We start from the raw sequence: 17669 nt of genomic DNA on the forward strand, positions 1-17669 counted from the left end.
TTTACGAGCGTGCTTGCTGCAAATGCAAACACATGTCTAACAAGCGATTGGCATAACCCCACTCATTGTCGTACCAGGCAAAGACCTTAACCTGATTCCCCACTTGCATTAGCTGCTGGCCATCTATGATCAGTGACTCAGCCTGATGTATAAAGTCGCTGGAGACCAAGGGTAGGTCAGTGTAGCCCATAATGCCATATAGGCTACTTCCTGGCTCACACGCAGCTTTTAGCACCGCTCTCACCTCCTCTAAGCTGACACTTGTATCAAAGACTAAATTGACATCAATAGCGGCGACATCAATGGTTGGTACCCGTATCGAATGACCATTAATTTTGCCCAACATATGCGGTAAAGTGCGCTCGGTGGCAGCAATGCTGCTTGAGGTAGTAGGAATAATATTGTGCCCTGAAGCGCGCGCCCTACGCTTGTCTCGATGTGGCTGATCTAATACGTTTTGATCGGCCGTGACCGCATGGATTTCAGTCATCATTACCGACTGCGTACCAAAGGCTTTATCTAGCACATAAATTAGCGGTACCAACGCCTGAGTGGTGCAAGAGACACTGGAGATAATGGGCAAATCACGCGTCAGCTCAGCATCATTGACGCCCATCACGATACTGGCATCGACCTTATCAAAAGGTGCAGCGCCCACAATGACCTGCTTGGCGCCAGCAGTTAAATGGCGACTGGCATCTTCATACGACCGAAAATGACCGGTACACTCTAATACCACATCCACACTCAGTGCGCTCCACGGCAAGTGCTCCGGCTGTTCGGTACTTAATAGGTCAATACAATACGTGGTGTTGTTTTTGGATAAACACAACTGATTGGCTAAATGGGCGCTATTGATATTAGTGGCGTGATGATTGGCCTCAGCGCTCAGCGCCTCACCGCTTACATCAATATTTTTATTAATTGATTTGATACTGGCACTCACCCCCAATCGGCTTAATCGGCCATGGGTGCTGTCAAATTGTAATAAATGCAGCAATGTATCGACATCGGCCACATCATTGATGGCCACAATGTGTACCAATTTGCCCAGTACCTCAAAGCGCTCAAGTAAAGCGCGCAGTACATTACGGCCAATACGACCAAACCCATTAATCGCAACACGCAGCGGCCGATACTCGCCGGTATCATCCTGCGATGGCTGGGTAAGAGGATACAAAGAAGCGCTTGAAGCGGACAGCTCTAAGCTTGGTGCGGCAAAAGAAGACATAACAACCACTTAATATTAAATACACAATAAGGAGGGGATCACGCCAAGCTCAGACCCATCAGAGCAGACAGGACTTGATGAATAAATACGCTGATCCCTCCATGAATCAATCAATAAAGACAAGCGCTAAGCGGATGGTATTATAATCTATTTGCTGTTTTAAATACTCATAGATAGGACGCAGTTTGATACGCTGTTTATCAAAGTCATCCCCGCCCTTCACGCTTTGAGTGCTGTCATCAGCCGCATTAAAATCATTAGGATCGCCAGCAGCAACAATGGCATCCACCGCTTTACTGACTTTATTTAAGATTGCCTCATCTGGGCGCAAATGATCACAGTTTAAGCTTGGATCTTGGCGTCGAAGACGCGCCACATGCCCCATAATGGTCGACTGAGCCAGCCCTCGACTTTGAGCAATCTCAGCAATGCTTAAGCTCTCCTCTAGCAAGATACGAGTGGCCATTAAGGTACTCTCAGAGTGATCGCTTAATTGATTGCTTAGCTTATCTTTTTGAGCCAGCTTTTGCGCCTGCTTTTTTTTGCGGTTTTTATACTCTTTTTCAAAGGCGGCAATATTGGCCTTATTTAACGTGCCGCCTGAGGCAATCACAAATCTTTCATGCGACTCTTGTAGTACCTCACGCTCGATATCTTCAAAGGCTTGCTGCGCCTCTAAAGACAGATCCTTAAAGCGTGAATCCGCCCCACGTGCTAAGGGGTCTAAGCGTAAACTTAAATCATTCATACCCAATAGCTTTAGACCCTCAAGCGATTTTAAGCGAGATAAGGCCACATAGCCTTGACCCAGCTCAAAAGTCTTGGATAAATCGATTTCGGCAGCATCTAGTGTCATGCCTTGTGATTTATGAATGGTAATGGCCCAAGCCAGCGTCAGGGGGATTTGAGTATAACTGGCTAAAATCTCGCCGCTCTCATCTTCAACTATCCACTCCTCGCCCTCAGCGATCACCTGCCGGCCACTATTAAGTCGGACAATAGGATAGCGATCAGTAGAGACTAAGGGCTTATCAGATTCATTGTGCGCCAATGCCTCAGCATCCTCTAACGTTTCTAGAGCCTCATCTAGGGCTTCTGCCGAGCCATCCTCATCTGCGCTGCCATCATCAATGGTCGCTATGCTCGACTTGAGCGGTTTGATGGTGGTAAATCCAATCAATTCGCCCATGGTGCCGTTTGACACCCCAAGCTCGCTATTATTTTTGATGAACATCACTTTAGCACCCGTCTTTAGGGTCAGCTCATCACTGGTACGCACTGATTTCTTTAGGGTTTCTACCAGTTTATTATCACCATGAGCAATGGCATTATAGGTGACGGTTTCGCCCTCTAACAATGCCAGCTCATGCTCATTGATTTTATTAACGTTGACGTTATGAGTATATAGCCGAGTACGATTGACATCGACATCTTGGTAAAAGGTGTTTTGCAAGGCTGCAATGGCCGCAGCGGATACCCCGTTTTCACCTCGAATTTGATTGAGAATATTATCCAGTGTGATTTGAGCATCTTCTCCTTCACCGCTTTGTTGACGATGCTGTTCGCTCAGATAACAAATCTTAAAGCCGGCATCCAGCCAAGCTTGCGACATAAATGCAAACTTATCGCGGTTACTCTCACCTCGGCTGCCCACAGGCGGCAGCTGAAAAAAGTCACCGGCCACCACCACCTGAATTCCCCCAAAGGGCTTATCGTTTTGGCGCATGTGCTTTAGGACTTGGTTGACCAAGTTCAACTGCTTAGCATGCAGCATAGAGATTTCATCAATAATCAGTACCGCTGTTTCTTGCAGCCTGTCTTTGAGCACTTTTTTGCGAGATAAATTCACCAAATCACGCTCAGTTAGCTCATCTTTGATGCCAATCCCTGACCAACTATGGATGGTGATACCGTTCATATGGGTCGCAGCAATGCCGGTACTGGCTGTGGTGGCTACTGGCACACGGCGCGCCCGTAGATAATGGATATACTCATTTAGCGTATAGGTCTTTCCTGAGCCTGCAGAGCCGGTCAAAAATACATTCTTGCCCGTTTTTAAAATATCCAGTGCGGTCGCTTGTTTCATGTATGCTGTCTTTTATGTATCAATTAAATAAGAAAAAATAGTCAAAGGCTAAATATAACAAAGCCACAACAAGGGTGTGTGGCTTTTTATCATAGCATCTGATGACCTAAATAACAGCCCAATTAAGGCCGTAATTGGTGAAAAGTCATAAAGCAGTTGTCGCCGTCTTTGTCGATACACCAACGCATCTTGCTTTGCTCAGGCTGATAATCGACAAACGCAATAATCGCCTCACCTTTTTGATCCACTTGTCTGCCAGAGCAGTCTGGCTCATTGTTGTCATAAGTGGTGGTAATGGCAATAATTGGTAGCCCCTCTTCTTGATGCTGATACACATACTTGCCATATGTCCACTCAGCCCCACTGGTGGTGATTAGGGCACTATCAGCGCCAAAGTTATAGCGCTCTCGGCAGCTGTCTTTAGCCAATAAATCCTGACGGGCTTGTACATCGCCGGCGGCTGCCGCTTGGCTTTGAGCCTTTGCTAAGGCATCATCGGCCGCTTGGCTAGCGCGGCTAGATTCCTTAATGGCAGCAAGTAAGTCTTGCATCTCTTTACTTTGTCCTGCTTTTACCGCACTGTCTTTTGTGTCAGCAAAGTCAGGGGTAGCTTGCAAATCAAGCTCCCATAAGCCTGCAATCTCAGGACTGGTATGGGTACTAATTACGGCTTCTTCTACAGTTCCGTTGGTTCCAGTAAATGATGACAAAACCGAAGCCACAGTTAACGGTATGAAAGATAGTGATTCCATATTTGAGTTATATCCTTTTTAATATGTGCCTTCAGATTAAGCAATTTTTAAGCGCATAACAAGGCAACAATCGTTAACTTTGGTTTTTATACGTCAGTTAATGTCGTTTTTGATGTTGAGATGATTGATATCTGAGGGGTCAATTGAGCGGTCAAGGTACTCGTTGAATGATTTTGTAAATGTTGCATCAAGCAGCTTTGATTTATTTTTGCTTAGGCTATTTTTTATTAGACCACCAAGATAGCTTATGCTTTATGGTGCGCTTGACAGTGAATGGCTGCTTGGGAGCTTTTGCAATTAATTGATCAAACAGCTCCGGCTCGATATATCTTGCACCACCATGGGCCATCATCACTTGCTTTGGTCGAAGTTGTTTAATCATCTCGAGCGACTGCCGGTAACGCTTCGGCCAATAAACGGGCATCGGTGCGACGAATTTATGACGCAGCTTGACAATTAAATCTGCGGTATATACCACTTCAAGCTCAGGATGATAAAGGGATAAGTCGCGGTCGGTATGTCCTGGGGTAGACATCACTTGCCAATCCTCAAAGCCTGGTAGCCTATCGCCCTGTTTTACCTGAATGTCTGGGGTCAAATATGCCGGATACCACAAGTATTTAAGCGGCTTACCTAAGCGTCTGGCCACATAATAAGCCAAGCCGATATCAATCACATGCATCGCACGCCCATGAATACCCTGATACCACTGCGTATTATTGTCTGAGGAGACAATAACGCAGCCGGTCTTTTGCTTAAGGCTTACTGCCCCACCTGCATGATCCACATGCATGTGGGTAACCACCACCATTTTTAAATCAGTAATGGGCCGCTTGAGCTCATTTGTTATATAACTTAATACCAAAGACACATCACAGCGGCAGCCACCATCTAACAGCAGCAACTTGTCCGGATAGACGGCCAAATACAAGGTTTGAATGTGCCCATCTAGCTGAATAATATTCGGCAAACTCATAAAATATCCTTATTCATCATCACATACACACCATCGCTTATGGCCAGCTTCCCATAGTAACACAAACACTTTTTTGGCTTTACGGCTCAGTTTGACTGCCTTGACCAAATTAGATAATGCCTGACGCGATGCCTTAAAAAAATAAGGCCGTGCAATACTCAAATAGGTATTGCACGGCCTTAGCGTTAAGCTCAATCACAGCGTATTCACGCATAATTTATTGACTTAACCTTGCTAAATCACCACCAGCAAACTAGCCCATACCGAGCTCAATTAAGCTGGCATTACCACCGATGGCGGTGGTGTTTACTGTCTTCACACGCTCACTGCAAAAGCGCTCCAGATAATCTGGCGCAAACATTTGGCTAAGCCCCTCAAGATCAGTGACCGGCACCAACTGGGTTAGTATGCCATCCGTTTCGGCAAGGTTTTGGCCAATTTGCGCCAGCTGTGGTAGCGACCCTGCAGCAGCAATTACCGCCAGACGGCTAATGTGTAGCAACGTGGTCAGCTCTGAGTCATTGGCAATACTCATTACCCCAGGATAGACACCGGCCTCTTGCAAGGCAGCAATTGCTTGCTCGCATACCTGCTGCTGATGAAAACGTAAAATCACCTCGTTACCCGTCAGCAATACAGCCACAAGCTGTCCCAAGACGGCAGTGGCTGAGGCTGATTCGGTGCCAAGCACCATAGATTTGCCACGTGGAGCCAAATACAGATCATTCGACTCACCAGTAGCACCGCTTAAGCGATTTACCGTATCGAGCGACGCCGCTTGCGCTAATAGATGATTAAATAAATAAGTGGCCTTAACACTATCTTCACTAAGCGCGGCTAATTTGTCACAGGCAGCGGCCAGAATTTGACTGCGTTTGACCGCACCAAGCTGTGCCCAAGCTTCACACTGCTTGGCTTGATCTTGTTTAAATACTTTACTCATGAGCGTTCCTTGATATCCTTATTGAGGGAGCATAAGCTCCCCTGTATTGAGTGAGATTGAGTGCAATAATGGCGCTTATAGCGTCTGCCACTGGGTCAATCTGGCCACATAGCGAGGGCCACCGGCTTTGGGACCGGTACCCGACAAGCCACTACCACCAAACGGCTGCTCATCTACCACCGCACCAATCTGGTTGCGGTTAATGTAGGTATTACCCACTTTGGTACGGCGCTCAATGTGATTGGCCACAGTCTCAATACGGCTGTGAATACCCAAGGTTAGGCCATAACCGGTGGCATTAATTTCATCAATCAGCTCATCTAACTTGCCCGCTTTGTAACGTAGCACATGCAAAATAGGACCGAAATGCTCACCACCAATCACATCAATGCTGGCCACTTCAACGGCTGTCGGCAATACAAAGGTGCTGTTACTGAGGTTATGAGCGGCGTCTGCACTGATCGGTGTCTGGGCAATAATGCGTGCTCGGTCATCTTTACGCATCTGCTCTATATGGGCACGCAGACCTTTTTGAGCGTCTTGGTCGATAACTGGGCCCACATCAGTCGATACTTGGGTTGGGTTACCCACGATAAGCTGAGCCATATTGCCTTTTAGCAGCTCAATAACACTATCGGCCACATCTTCTTGCAAGCACAAGATACGGCATGCCGAGCAGCGCTGGCCGGCAGAACCAAAGGCTGACATTACTGCATCTTTTACCACCTGTTCAGGCAAGGCTGTCGAGTCGATAATCATGGCATTTTGACCACCAGTTTCTGCAATCAAAATAGGCAGTGGTTTTTTATCACCAAACAGCTCAGCCACTTGCTGCAAGCGCTCCTCAGAGTGTAGCGCACGGTTAATTAGCTGCGCGGTCTGAGTTGATCCGGTAAATACCACCCCATCAATGTGCGCTGATGAGGTCAAGGCACCGCCCACTTCACCGGCACCGGTCACCAATTGTAGCGCATACTCAGGTACGCCGGCTTGATACATCAACTGCGCCGCAAAGTAAGCAATTAAGCTGGTTTGCTCAGCTGGTTTGGCCACCACAGTATTGCCAGCTGCCAAGGCACCCATGATCTGACCGGTATAAATGGCCAGTGGGAAGTTCCAAGGACTGATACATACCATGGTGCCGCGAGGCGCTCTTTTTTGGGTGACTTGCTTACCATTGATATCAGTAAAGCTGTGAGTCTGTTGCTCTAAACGCTCAGCTTCTTCGGCATAATAACGACAAAAATCAACCGCCTCTCGCACCTCATCAATGCTGTCTTGTAAGGTCTTGCCAGCCTCTTTGTGACACATGGCCACAAGCTGAGCATAGTTGTCTTCATACAAGTCAGCGGTACGCTTCAATATGGCCGCACGCTCGCTGGCAGAGATTTGCTGCCACTTATCTTGGCCTTGATGCGCCGCTTCAATGGCCTGTGCAGCCAACTCAGCATCAGCAAACACCACCTCACCAACAGCCACTTGATGGTTCCAAGGCGCCACCACGTTATTAAGCGTTAAATGTTGATGGCTGTCTTGAGTGATTTGTTGACCACTGATAATCGGATTGGCTTGCCAAGTCTGCGCTAGGTGCGCATCAACGGCCGCTTTAAAGGGTTGCCACTGCGATTCAACGAAGATATTAGGCCCAAAGCTTGCCAAGCGGCCACCATAGATATCAAGCGGCATCGGAATACGAGGGTTATGCAGGGTTTCATGTGCCGTCAATTTATCGTAAGGATGTACGGTCAGCTTCTCAACAGGATGACTCTTATCGAGTAGCTGATGCACAAATGAGCTGTTGGCACCGTTTTCTAATAAGCGGCGCACCAAATACGGCAGCAAATCTTTGTGGGCACCCACAGGCGCATAGATACGCACCGGAATATTGTACGCTTGCAAAATATGATCATACAGCGCATCGCCCATACCGTGTAGACGCTGAAACTCAAAGTCTCTATGATCACTCATGGTCATCACAGACGATAAAGTGTGGGCATTATGTGTGGCGAACTGTGGCCACAACACACCACGAATTTGCTCAGTTAATAAGAAGCGGGCACACGCCAGATATGCCACGTCGGTACCCTCTTTGCGGGTCCAGACCGGATAGCCGGTAATGCCTTTTTGCTGAGCCAGTTTAATTTCATAATCCCAATATGCGCCTTTTACCAAGCGTACAGGGATACGGTCGCCCACCTCTTTTGATAAGCTTGCCAGCCACGCCAGCACCGCCAAAGCACGTTTCGAGTAGCCTTGTACCACCAGCCCCAAACCATCCCAGTCTTGAGTCATGTTGTCTCGGTATAAAGACTCAAATAATTTTAACGACACCTCTAAGCGGTCGGCCTCTTCTGCATCAATACTGATATCGACATCTACCTCACGCGCCGCTTCAATCAGTAAGATACAACGCTGACGCAGCAAGCCTAGCACCTGATCAATTTGGGTCGCTTCATAACGTGGATGCAGCGCAGATAACTTAATAGAAACCGAAGGCTTAGGCATACCCTCTTTGACTTGCACATGCGCCGCTGAGCGAATGGCATGCAGATAATCACTGAAGTACTTTTCGGCATCTTTATGAGTAACCGCCGCTTCACCAAGCATATCAAAGGAGTAAGTATATCCTTTATTACGATAAGGCTGACTGTTGCGATTGGCATCCTCAATGGTCTCACCCAGCACAAACTGATGGCCCATAATCTTCATCGCACGCTGCATGGCGCTACGAATCACAGGCTCACCCATCTTCTTGGTCATGCGATCTAAGAAGCCTGCTGCCGTGGTTGAAGAATCCACGCTGACCACACGGCCAGTCATCATCAGACCCCAAGTTGAGGCATTAACGATAAAGCCATTGTCATCTTTTAAGTGTTTTTTCCAATCGGCAACGCTCATTTTGTCACGGATAAGCGCATCGGCTGTGGCATTGTCTGGCACTCGAATCAAAGCTTCGGCCAAGCTCATGAGCAAAATACCCTCTTGGGTATCTAGGCTGTACTCTAATAACAGCGAGTCCACCATTTTGACCGCTTTGTCATTGCTACGCACATGCTCCACTAAGCTTTTTGTCTGATCGCTAATGGCCAAACGCTCGTCAACACCTTCTTTAAGCCTAGGCTCAGCTAGGGGTAATAAAGCCTCAAGCCATTGGTCCTCATCGGCACTATATAAGGGCGAGATTAGCTTAAATAGCTCGCTTGGTGGCCTATTAATAAAAGCGGGGTCCAGCACCTGTTCTGGCGAAAAAGAAATGGGGTTTTGCGGATAAAACGGATTGGGGAAATTCATATCAACTCCATTGATACTCAGGTGACACTAAAATGGTCTAAAAATAGGATAAAAGAATAAAAACACAAAAAAATCAAAGTCTAAATTTAAAAGATAAAGCCCATACCACGAGCACCCGCTAGCGCACCTATGAACAGACCATTGGCGAACAGGCAGTCGACGTTAACTTTGGGCAAAGTAAGGCTAACAAAGTAATGAGTTGAAGAATGTTTGGCTTAGTGAACACAAGCTGTATTACTTTTTAGCCACCTAAGTTATAGGCAGTATCGGTAAAACAAACTCACTAATGCCTTCTTCTTTATTGAATCAGGCCATAAGAGGCGCAGAATGCCTACTTATGACCTGATAAAGAAAAACCTCTACGGCGTTGATTGAGGTTATGAGCTTGATGGCTGAATATTATCATACCTATCAAGCCCAATGCTAGAGATTATAAAAAGACGATTTTAGCCAATAAGATAATCGTCAATACCCACACCGCAGGGCCAACTTGTTCAAACTTACCGGTCAACACTTTTACCACAGTGTAAGTGATAAAACCTAACGAAATACCATCGGCAATAGAATAAGTCAGGGGCGTTAATAATAACACCACGGCCACAGGCGCAGCTTCCGTCAAATCTTCCCAATCAATATCTTTTAGAGTGTATAGCATCAATACAGAAACGTAAAAAATAGCACCTGCTGTGGCGTACGCAGGAATCATACCGGCTAAAGGAGCAAAGAAGATACTTAGTAAAAACAGCACACCCACAGTCACAGCCATCAAGCCTGTACGGCCGCCTGCTGCCACACCTGCAGTACTCTCCACGAAGCTTGTGGTCGATGACGTACCCAGTAATGAGCCCGCCACTGTCGCTGTAGAGTCAGCCAGTAGTGCCTTGTCAAGGTTTGGAATTCTGCCATCTTTGTCCACCAAGCCCGCTTTATTGGTTACCCCAATTAATGTGCCTGAGGTGTCAAACAAATCGACAAATAAGAAAGCAAAAATGACACTGATCATACCAATATCAAAGGCACCAGCGATGTCTAACTGTAAAAAGGTTGGCGCGATAGCCGGTGGCAAAGACATGATGCCTTGGAACTCAACTTGACCACTTAGCAAAGCGATGATAGTCACTGCCAAAATACCAATGGTTACCGCCCCTGGAATATTGCGATAAGCCAGACCGATAATCAAGAAAAAGCCCAAAGCCGCCATCACAGGAGAGAACTGCTGTAAATCTCCTAAGCTTACAAAGGTCGCTTCATTGGCCACAATAACGCCTGAGCTTTTTAATGCGATAAACGCTAAGAACGCACCGATACCAGCCACAATGCCTTGCTTTAAGCTATTAGGGATGGCATCAATCACCCATTCACGGATTTTAAATAAGCTTAAACAGATAAAAATACAGCCAGATAAAAACACAGCACCTAGCGCCGTTTGCCAGCTATATCCCATGCCTAACACTACGCCATAAGTAAAAAAGGCGTTTAATCCCATGCCCGGTGCTAAAGCCACAGGCAGGCGGGCATAAATACCCATGATAAAACAGCCCACCGCAGCGGCCAAACAAGTTGCCACAAACACAGCCCCTCTATCCATTCCTGCATCGGATAAAATATTGGGGTTCACAAAGATAATGTATGCCATCGTTAAAAACGTGGTCAATCCTGCTAGGATTTCTGTTTTTATCGTGGTGTTTTGACCGTCAATGCCAAAATAGCGCTCAATTGCATTCATAAGTAATAGCCTGCACAGATAGTAGCCTGAGTTTATTTGGGTTGAAAAACCAAAGGATAGCGCCTGTTTTTCACAGTTTAACTGAAAACAGACAAAGAGAAATAAAGCATTAAGATAAATAAAAAAGGTGGAATTATAAAGGATTCACGCCAAAACTAGTACACCTTTACTAATTTTGCTAAAAAAATACACGCAAATTTGTCAATAATCACTATTTTTAATGAGCTCAGTTCAGCCATAACTGCTTTATAGGTTGTTTTGACTGACGTCATCTTGGCCTTGTGTTGGCTGTAATGATGTTTATCTTGACTGTTTTAGCGAGCATAATGGGCCACTAAAATAAGGAGGCACTGTTAGATTCAGGTATAATAAACCTAAAGTAGCACCCAATTGCGCAGCGATTGAGTTTGCCTAATCCTTGAATGAGTCTGTCTATTAGTCTACCTTTTTTAGCCGATGGATATGCTTTTATAACTTTTAGCAGCTATATCTTATATTTTTTACTTTATATTTAATATCAGTTGTTGTTATCACGCTTTATTTTTAAAGCTTTATCACCGGTCGCCGTAAAACCACCCACTTCAGGGGGTGGATATAAGGCGACACACACTGTCGTGGTTAGTACTTAAAGTATTGCAAGTTAAAATTAACCTCGCCATACTAACCCTATGAAAACACTCAAGCTACGCATCAAAGACAAACACGTAAACCAGCTAAACAAACTAGCTGGGAGTGTTAACTATGCGTGGAACTATATTAATGCGTTAAGCTTTGAGCATTTAAGACGCACAGGTAAGTACTTTTGGGCCTATGATTTAAGCCAATACACCAAAGGCAGTGGTGAGTATTTAGGCTTGCACTCGCAAACTTTGCAAGCCATCAACGAAACTCATGCCAAATCTCGTAAACAATTTAAAAAAGCCAAACTAAATTGGCGAACCAATCGTCCTGATGCCAAACGCAAAAGCCTAGGCTGGATACCCTTTAAAAAGTCTGCTATCAAGTATCTACGTAGCAGACAAACGGGCAAAAAGGCACTTAAATCAACCATACAGCTATCGCTCTGTAAAGGTCAAAAGCTTATCATAGACGTATTCGATAGCTACAATTTGTCTTTGTATCAAATTAATACGCTTAAGATAGTGCAAGACAGCCGTAATCGTTGGTATGCCTGTATTACCGTCAAAGATTTTCCTAGACAAGCAAGTGGCAAAGGCAGCGTTGGTATTGACTTAGGCTTAAAGCAGTCTGCTACCACCTCAAACGGTGACAAGCTGACAACCAAACAAACGCAAAAGTGGGCTAAAAAGCTTGCAATAGCTCAAAGAGCGAAAAACAAACAGCGAGTCAAAGCAATCCATGCCAAAATCAAAAATTCAAGACTAGATGCAATTCATAAATTTACCACCCAGTTAGTGCAGAGCAACGCCTTAGTTGTGGTTGGTGATATTAAATCACGCTCATTCACCAATTCGATGACCAACCTAGCTAAATCAACATACGATGCAGGATGGTTTGAACTCAAAAGACAACTGGACTATAAATGCAAGTATGCAGGTTGTCAGCTTGAGATGGTAAATGAGAGTTACACTACCCAAACCTGTTCGCACTGTCTTAAAATAAGCGATAGTAACTTGAGCGGTAGAGCAGGTCTTGGAATAAGAGGATGGAGGTGTGCTGAGTGTGGCACATGGCATGATAGAGATATCAATGCTGCTAAGAACATCCTTGCGGTCGGGCTTGACCGTCTTGTAGAAGGAATCCCCTCACTTTAGGGAGGGGAGGAAGTCAATGGTCAATCAAGCTTTGAGCTGCAATTTATGCCAGCACCATAAAATCTATTAACAATACCTTTAAGTATGCGACACTATACTGCATAATCTGCAATATTGGATTATGTCGATGCTAACCCCCTTTTATCTTGAGTTTTTTATTACAGCGAGTATTTCATTCATGCCAGAGTCTATCAATCTTATTGCCCTCATTACCGAGGCCAGTTTACTGGTTCAAATCGTCATGGCTATTTTGCTGTTGGCGTCCGTTATCTGCTGGGTATTAATTTTTCGCTTAAGTGCCCGATTGGGGACTGCTAAGCGTCAAGACCAGCATTTTGAAAACTGGTTTTGGTCCGGTGAAGACCTCTCTAAGCTGTATCAGGGGATCCAAAATTCACCAGACAGACATGGTTTGGCCAATATCTTTTATGTGGGTTTCTCTGAATTTTTGCGTATGAATAAAAAGCGTCAGCCTAAAGACCACATTATTGACGGTGTTGAGCGTAAGCTACGTGTCGGCTTAGGTCGTCAGCAGCAATCATTAGAGTCAGGCCTTGCGGTACTTGCCAGCATCGGCTCAGTCTCCCCTTATATTGGACTATTTGGTACGGTCTGGGGGATCATGAATGCTTTTTTGGGTCTGGCTCAGGTAGAACAAGTCAGCTTATCGGCTGTCGCACCAGGTATCGCTGAGGCCCTCATTGCCACCGCGATGGGATTATTTGCTGCCATCCCTGCGGTATTGGCTTACAACCATTTTACCGCCAAAGCTGCGGGCATCTATGACAGCCGCGCCTTATTTTGTGATGAGATGACCGGTATGTTACAGCGTGAAACCTATGAGACGGGCGCAGCGCCTGTCGCAAGCTCAAACGACGTACCCACAGCGGCTCAAAATATTCAATCCCCTTTGGTATAAAAGGAGCATTTTATGAAAGCTAGCCCCTTTTCTCGCCATAAAAAAGAGCTCAATGCCAGCATGAACGTCGTGCCTTATATCGATGTGATGCTGGTGCTTTTGGTTATATTTATGGTGACCACGCCCATGCTCACCACCGGCGTCGATGTGGACTTGCCAAAAGCCAGTACTGAGAATATCGCGACTGGCGCTCAAATGCCGGTGATCGTCTCCCTAAAAAGCAATGGGGAGATTTTTATGAGCTTTGAAAACGACATTGATATGCCCGTCTCAGAGCAAGAACTGATTGATACCTTGGTGCGTCTGCAAGCTCAAGCGGGCGGCGATCAAGTAAAAGTAATGATTAATGCCGATCAAAACAATCAATACGGTATGATCATGCAGCTGATGGCCAATTTGCAACAAGCGGGGGTCGAAAAAGTAGGCCTATTAACCGCTCAGCCGCTGCCCTCTAGACCTTAAGGCTCAGATAAAGCCTTTATAAGTTTTAAGCTTGCGAGCCAATAATCCCTATCCGCTTTATTTTTATTTAATTTGAGATGATATCCGTGCTAAATCGTGCGCCCAGTGTTTATATCCCTGTAGAGCCTGAAGATAACGGCATCTTATTGCCGGCCATCTTGAGCCTAATCGTGCATGGCTCGATATTGGCCCTTATTATCTTTTTGCACCGCATTCCTCAGCTAGAGACGACACCTAGCATAGAGACCAGTATTGTCACCCCCGAAGAGTTGGCGGCCATGCAAGCAGAAGTGCGCGCCAATCGTGACAACATGATGGCCTCAGGCGTGCCGGTTACCCCCGAGTTTAGCCCCCAGTCAGTGCCAGAGTCTACGCACACCGCAGAGCTAAGCCATGAGTCAACTTTCTCTAAGATGTCTTCATTTTTTCGCAATGAGCCACTCCCTGAGCCTGTGCCTCAAAGCAGCGTAAGCTCGGAGCCTGAGCTAAGCGAGCCATTAGAGGCACCTGATATCACGCAGCCTGATGATTTAACCGACTTTGCTGGCGAGCAAAATCCACTAAGCTCTCAGCCTACAAGTAACACCCCCAAAGTAAAAGCCAATAGCCAAGATTCAGGTCAAGTGGCCGCCACCTTTGCCTCAGGAGCTGAAGGCTCAAGCACTAAGTCAACTGCCGCAAGCGGTTCGGCCACAGGCAGTAGCAATAAAGCCAGCAGTGGCGATATCAGTGGGGCTTTAGTCGGTATGATTAAGCCCTTGTGGAACCCTCCTGTAGGACGTGTAGGTACTCGGGTATCCGTATCAGTGACCGTCGATGCCAATGGCAGCGTTCAGAGCGTTAATGCCAACACCTCAGATGAGGCGCTAAAACAATCACTTGAGTCGGCGATCCGTCAAGCCAGTCCCCTAACCCCTGTGGTCGGCACCAATACCCGTAGAATTAAGCTCAACTTCGTGGTTGAATAGCCTAGCAAGCAGCGCTAGTTACACGGCTGCCCTTTACATCCCAATCACGTCTTAATATGCTTTATTTCATTAAAATAACAAAGATAGGACTTGTGTACTCATGACTTTAACACCCTTACAACAACAGCCTAACCTTTTTGGTCATACCGCCGCTCGCCGTAGCTTTGCGGCAATGACTACCACACTGCTGATATCCTTACTTGGTGCCAGTGCTGCTTTGATGAGCGTGAGTGCTCAGGCAGCTGAAGAAGAGTATGACCTTGAGGCCACCATTACCAAAAAGGGGGAGACCAATCAAAACCAGGTGGCTTTTGTCCCCTTTGCTGGTGACAGTACTGTCTCAAGCTTGATTGAAAACAACTTACAAGCCACTCCTTTAAAGATTACCAGCCAAGGCTTAATCGGTCAGCCACACAGCCGTGATGATCTGGCTGTCACCTTGCCAGCTTGGCAGCAACTGGGCATTCCTTATCTGGTTATTGGCAGCAGCAAGCAACAAGGCGGCAATACCAGCATTACCTTTGAAGTCATTGAGGTGGCCCAAGGCCGCATTATTAAAGGCACTCAAATGGTTCAGGGTGTCGATAAAAAAACGGCTGCCAATAAGGCAGCAGGTCGGATCTATGAGCTGCTAACCGGTAAACAAATCGACTTAAACGCTCGACTGGTCTATGTTGAAGAAAAAGGCAGTGGCAAATCAAAAACCTCATCGCTGATATTAAGTGATGCCGATGGCAGTAACAAACGCCTATTGGCACAAGTGATCGATGCGGCTATCTATAGTCCAGCCATCTCTCCTGACGGCCGCTTTGTGGCTTACTCAGTACAGTTAAAAGACAACAGTGCCAACTTGTGGAAGCAGGATTTACAGACTCGCCAATTAACCCGCTTGGTCGACATGAAAGGCAGTAATCTTAGCCCTAGCTTCTCACCAGATGGCAGCAAGATTTTATTCTCAAGCACAGTCAATGGTGACTCTGATATCTACCGAGTCAGTAGCCAAGGCGGTAAAGCAGAACAAATCATCAGTCTGCCTTATGATCAGCTAAGTCCAAGCTACGCTTCAAATGGCAGCTTTGTGTTCGTCTCCGATCATGCCAGCCCCAATCGCCCCAATATTTATCGCTACAGCTTCTCAGGATCGCCGGTACAAATATCACGCGGTGGATATGCTGCAAACCCAAGCATAAGCCCGGACGGTACAAAAATTGGCTATCTAAGTGGTCGTAGTGCCGCCATTATGAGCAGTAATGGCTCAAATGTTGCCAACTACGGTGCCACTGGCATCGATGCTGCCCCTAAGTTCTCACCCACCGGTGAGCGTGTGGTATATTCACAAGGTACCAAAAACAGCAATCTGGTTATTCGCTACGTCGATGGCGGTAAGACCATAACGCTACCCACAGAAGGTGTCGCCAAATTCCCAGTTTGGGTACCCAGCGCCCAGTAATCTGATGGGGGTGCGTCGTTACGCTATAACCCACAAAAAACAAGCATAAAAATACCCCATAAGTTGTGTCCAACTTATGGGGTTCAGTTCAATATACCAAGATATAAACACCGCATATTTGGCCTGTTATCCGCCTGGCTGCCCTTATCAGTTATCGCTACTACCTTGAAGATTGAAGCTATGTTATCTACCCCTATCCTCTTTGTCCGAAAACTTATCACCGTAGCAAGCGTCACGGTTATGCTATCGACACTTAGCGCTTGTCAACACATTCAGATGGCAGGAAGCCCGATACCAGTCACCTCAGGACCTGGCTCATCATCCCCCTTATCGCATCCGCTGCCTAGTCTATCCAAAACGCCTATGCCTGCGGCTCAGACAGCTGCGGTAAATAAGGCGGCTGACTGATTAAAGTCTGCACCAGATGCTCGCCGAACAGCTTAGCTGACTTGATATCGCCCTCGCCTGGGGTCACCTCAGGTGAGGCATCTCCTGACTGCGTCATCAGCCCCAAAAAGCTCGACAGACGGTTAATGTCTTGCTCAGTATGGCCTGTCGGCATAATCGGAAAGCCGGCCCAGTTCATACCATGCTGCATGCTAAAGCCACAAATCTGCTGCAATGCGGCCAGCTTATCCCCACTTAATCCACCTGAGTTGGCAAATCCTGCTGCCCACTTGCCATGCCATTTACGATGGAACCAGCGCTTTGAGGTGCTGTCCATAAAAGTCTTAAACTCAGCAGTAATGCTGCCCATATAAACCGCACTACCAAACACCATCATTTGAGCGGCATCAGCAAACTCCCAATCCATCTCATCCACATCCAGCGCTCTAACTTCCACATGCCGCTTAGCGGTCGACTGCACATAGGCCTGTGCGCCCGCCTCGATAGCCTTAGCAACTTTGCGAGTATGGCCATAGTTACTATGGTAGATAATGGCCATCTTTAGCGCCGGCTTGGACGCAACATGAGAATCAGTAGGGACATTGGATACGGTCATGAGCTAAAACTATCCTAATTTTATAAAGGGCCTATTTAACCTAACCTAGACCAAATTTGCAAATATTGCTAACAAACTACAACATCT

At 46.5% G+C, this 17669-nt stretch carries 13 protein-coding genes; 5 read left to right on the forward strand and 8 right to left on the reverse strand.

Features of this window, described 5'->3' with window-relative positions; genetic code table 11:
* Window position 1: 1 nt before the first annotated feature.
* The 7 genes from DLE54_RS07180 to DLE54_RS07210 form a co-directional block, all read right to left on the reverse strand.
* Window positions 2–1231: a type I glyceraldehyde-3-phosphate dehydrogenase gene (locus DLE54_RS07180; RefSeq protein WP_227535011.1), complete on the reverse strand. Its 1230-nt coding sequence runs from the start codon at window positions 1229–1231 to the stop codon at window positions 2–4.
* Window positions 1232–1337: 106 nt separating this feature from the next.
* A complete protein-coding gene (gene pif1 / locus DLE54_RS07185; protein WP_110816721.1) occupies window positions 1338–3317 on the reverse strand; it encodes an ATP-dependent DNA helicase Pif1 in 1980 nt (659 codons plus the stop codon).
* Window positions 3318–3439: 122 nt separating this feature from the next.
* Window positions 3440–4069, reverse strand: a complete 630-nt coding sequence (locus DLE54_RS07190) for a hypothetical protein (RefSeq protein WP_110816722.1) — start codon at window positions 4067–4069, stop codon at window positions 3440–3442.
* 217 nt (window positions 4070–4286) lie between these two features.
* Window positions 4287–5045 carry an MBL fold metallo-hydrolase gene (locus DLE54_RS07195; RefSeq protein ID WP_110816723.1) on the reverse strand — a complete coding sequence of 253 codons (759 nt, stop codon included), beginning with the start codon at window positions 5043–5045 and terminating at the stop codon, window positions 4287–4289.
* 253 nt (window positions 5046–5298) lie between these two features.
* Window positions 5299–5988, reverse strand: a complete 690-nt coding sequence (locus DLE54_RS07200; protein ID WP_110816724.1) for a 1-pyrroline-5-carboxylate dehydrogenase — start codon at window positions 5986–5988, stop codon at window positions 5299–5301.
* A gap of 75 nt (window positions 5989–6063) precedes the next feature.
* Window positions 6064–9279 carry a bifunctional proline dehydrogenase/L-glutamate gamma-semialdehyde dehydrogenase PutA gene (putA, locus tag DLE54_RS07205; protein ID WP_110816725.1) on the reverse strand — a complete coding sequence of 1072 codons (3216 nt, stop codon included), beginning with the start codon at window positions 9277–9279 and terminating at the stop codon, window positions 6064–6066.
* 430 nt (window positions 9280–9709) lie between these two features.
* On the reverse strand, window positions 9710–11005 hold the full coding sequence (locus tag DLE54_RS07210; RefSeq protein ID WP_011960787.1) for an NCS2 family permease: 1296 nt from the start codon (window positions 11003–11005) through the stop codon (window positions 9710–9712).
* A gap of 668 nt (window positions 11006–11673) precedes the next feature.
* Between DLE54_RS07210 and DLE54_RS07215 the strand changes: the two genes are divergently transcribed.
* The 5 genes from DLE54_RS07215 (at window position 11674) to DLE54_RS07235 (ending at window position 16579) form a co-directional block, all read left to right on the forward strand.
* Entirely contained in the window at window positions 11674–12780 is a 1107-nt protein-coding gene (locus tag DLE54_RS07215) for an RNA-guided endonuclease InsQ/TnpB family protein (protein WP_110816726.1), read from the forward strand.
* A 178-nt stretch (window positions 12781–12958) separates the two neighbouring features.
* Window positions 12959–13699 carry a protein TolQ gene (gene tolQ / locus DLE54_RS07220; protein WP_041773711.1) on the forward strand — a complete coding sequence of 247 codons (741 nt, stop codon included), beginning with the start codon at window positions 12959–12961 and terminating at the stop codon, window positions 13697–13699.
* Window positions 13700–13711: 12 nt separating this feature from the next.
* Window positions 13712–14161: a protein TolR gene (gene tolR / locus DLE54_RS07225; RefSeq protein ID WP_011960789.1), complete on the forward strand. Its 450-nt coding sequence runs from the start codon at window positions 13712–13714 to the stop codon at window positions 14159–14161.
* Between the two features lie 77 nt (window positions 14162–14238).
* Complete coding sequence (locus tag DLE54_RS07230) at window positions 14239–15129, forward strand: cell envelope integrity protein TolA (protein WP_110816727.1); 891 nt, start codon at window positions 14239–14241, stop codon at window positions 15127–15129.
* 100 nt (window positions 15130–15229) lie between these two features.
* Window positions 15230–16579, forward strand: coding sequence for a PD40 domain-containing protein (locus tag DLE54_RS07235; RefSeq protein ID WP_110816728.1), 1350 nt, complete (start codon window positions 15230–15232; stop codon window positions 16577–16579).
* Window positions 16580–16940: 361 nt separating this feature from the next.
* On the opposite strand, the gene DLE54_RS07240 is transcribed toward DLE54_RS07235, so the two are convergent.
* Window positions 16941–17582, reverse strand: a complete 642-nt coding sequence (locus DLE54_RS07240; protein WP_110816729.1) for a flavodoxin family protein — start codon at window positions 17580–17582, stop codon at window positions 16941–16943.
* Window positions 17583–17669: the final 87 nt, after the last annotated feature.

Origin of the sequence: Psychrobacter sp. YP14, from assembly GCF_003209315.1 — a bacterium.
Lineage (GTDB): Bacteria > Pseudomonadota > Gammaproteobacteria > Pseudomonadales > Moraxellaceae > Psychrobacter > Psychrobacter raelei.

Excerpts from the sequence above, each read along its gene's own strand:
- DLE54_RS07180 (WP_227535011.1), bottom strand. The coding sequence starts at position 1,231 with ATGTCTTCTTTTGCCGCACCAAGCTTAGAGCTGTCCGCTTCAAGCGCT.
- pif1 (WP_110816721.1), bottom strand. The coding sequence starts at position 3,317 with ATGAAACAAGCGACCGCACTGGATATTTTAAAAACGGGCAAGAATGTA.
- DLE54_RS07190 (WP_110816722.1), bottom strand. The coding sequence starts at position 4,069 with ATGGAATCACTATCTTTCATACCGTTAACTGTGGCTTCGGTTTTGTCA.
- DLE54_RS07195 (WP_110816723.1), bottom strand. The coding sequence starts at position 5,045 with ATGAGTTTGCCGAATATTATTCAGCTAGATGGGCACATTCAAACCTTG.
- DLE54_RS07200 (WP_110816724.1), bottom strand. The coding sequence starts at position 5,988 with ATGAGTAAAGTATTTAAACAAGATCAAGCCAAGCAGTGTGAAGCTTGG.
- putA (WP_110816725.1), bottom strand. The coding sequence starts at position 9,279 with ATGAATTTCCCCAATCCGTTTTATCCGCAAAACCCCATTTCTTTTTCG.
- DLE54_RS07210 (WP_011960787.1), bottom strand. The coding sequence starts at position 11,005 with ATGAATGCAATTGAGCGCTATTTTGGCATTGACGGTCAAAACACCACG.
- DLE54_RS07215 (WP_110816726.1), top strand. The coding sequence starts at position 11,674 with ATGAAAACACTCAAGCTACGCATCAAAGACAAACACGTAAACCAGCTA.
- tolQ (WP_041773711.1), top strand. The coding sequence starts at position 12,959 with ATGCCAGAGTCTATCAATCTTATTGCCCTCATTACCGAGGCCAGTTTA.
- tolR (WP_011960789.1), top strand. The coding sequence starts at position 13,712 with ATGAAAGCTAGCCCCTTTTCTCGCCATAAAAAAGAGCTCAATGCCAGC.
- DLE54_RS07230 (WP_110816727.1), top strand. The coding sequence starts at position 14,239 with ATGATATCCGTGCTAAATCGTGCGCCCAGTGTTTATATCCCTGTAGAG.
- DLE54_RS07235 (WP_110816728.1), top strand. The coding sequence starts at position 15,230 with ATGACTTTAACACCCTTACAACAACAGCCTAACCTTTTTGGTCATACC.
- DLE54_RS07240 (WP_110816729.1), bottom strand. The coding sequence starts at position 17,582 with ATGACCGTATCCAATGTCCCTACTGATTCTCATGTTGCGTCCAAGCCG.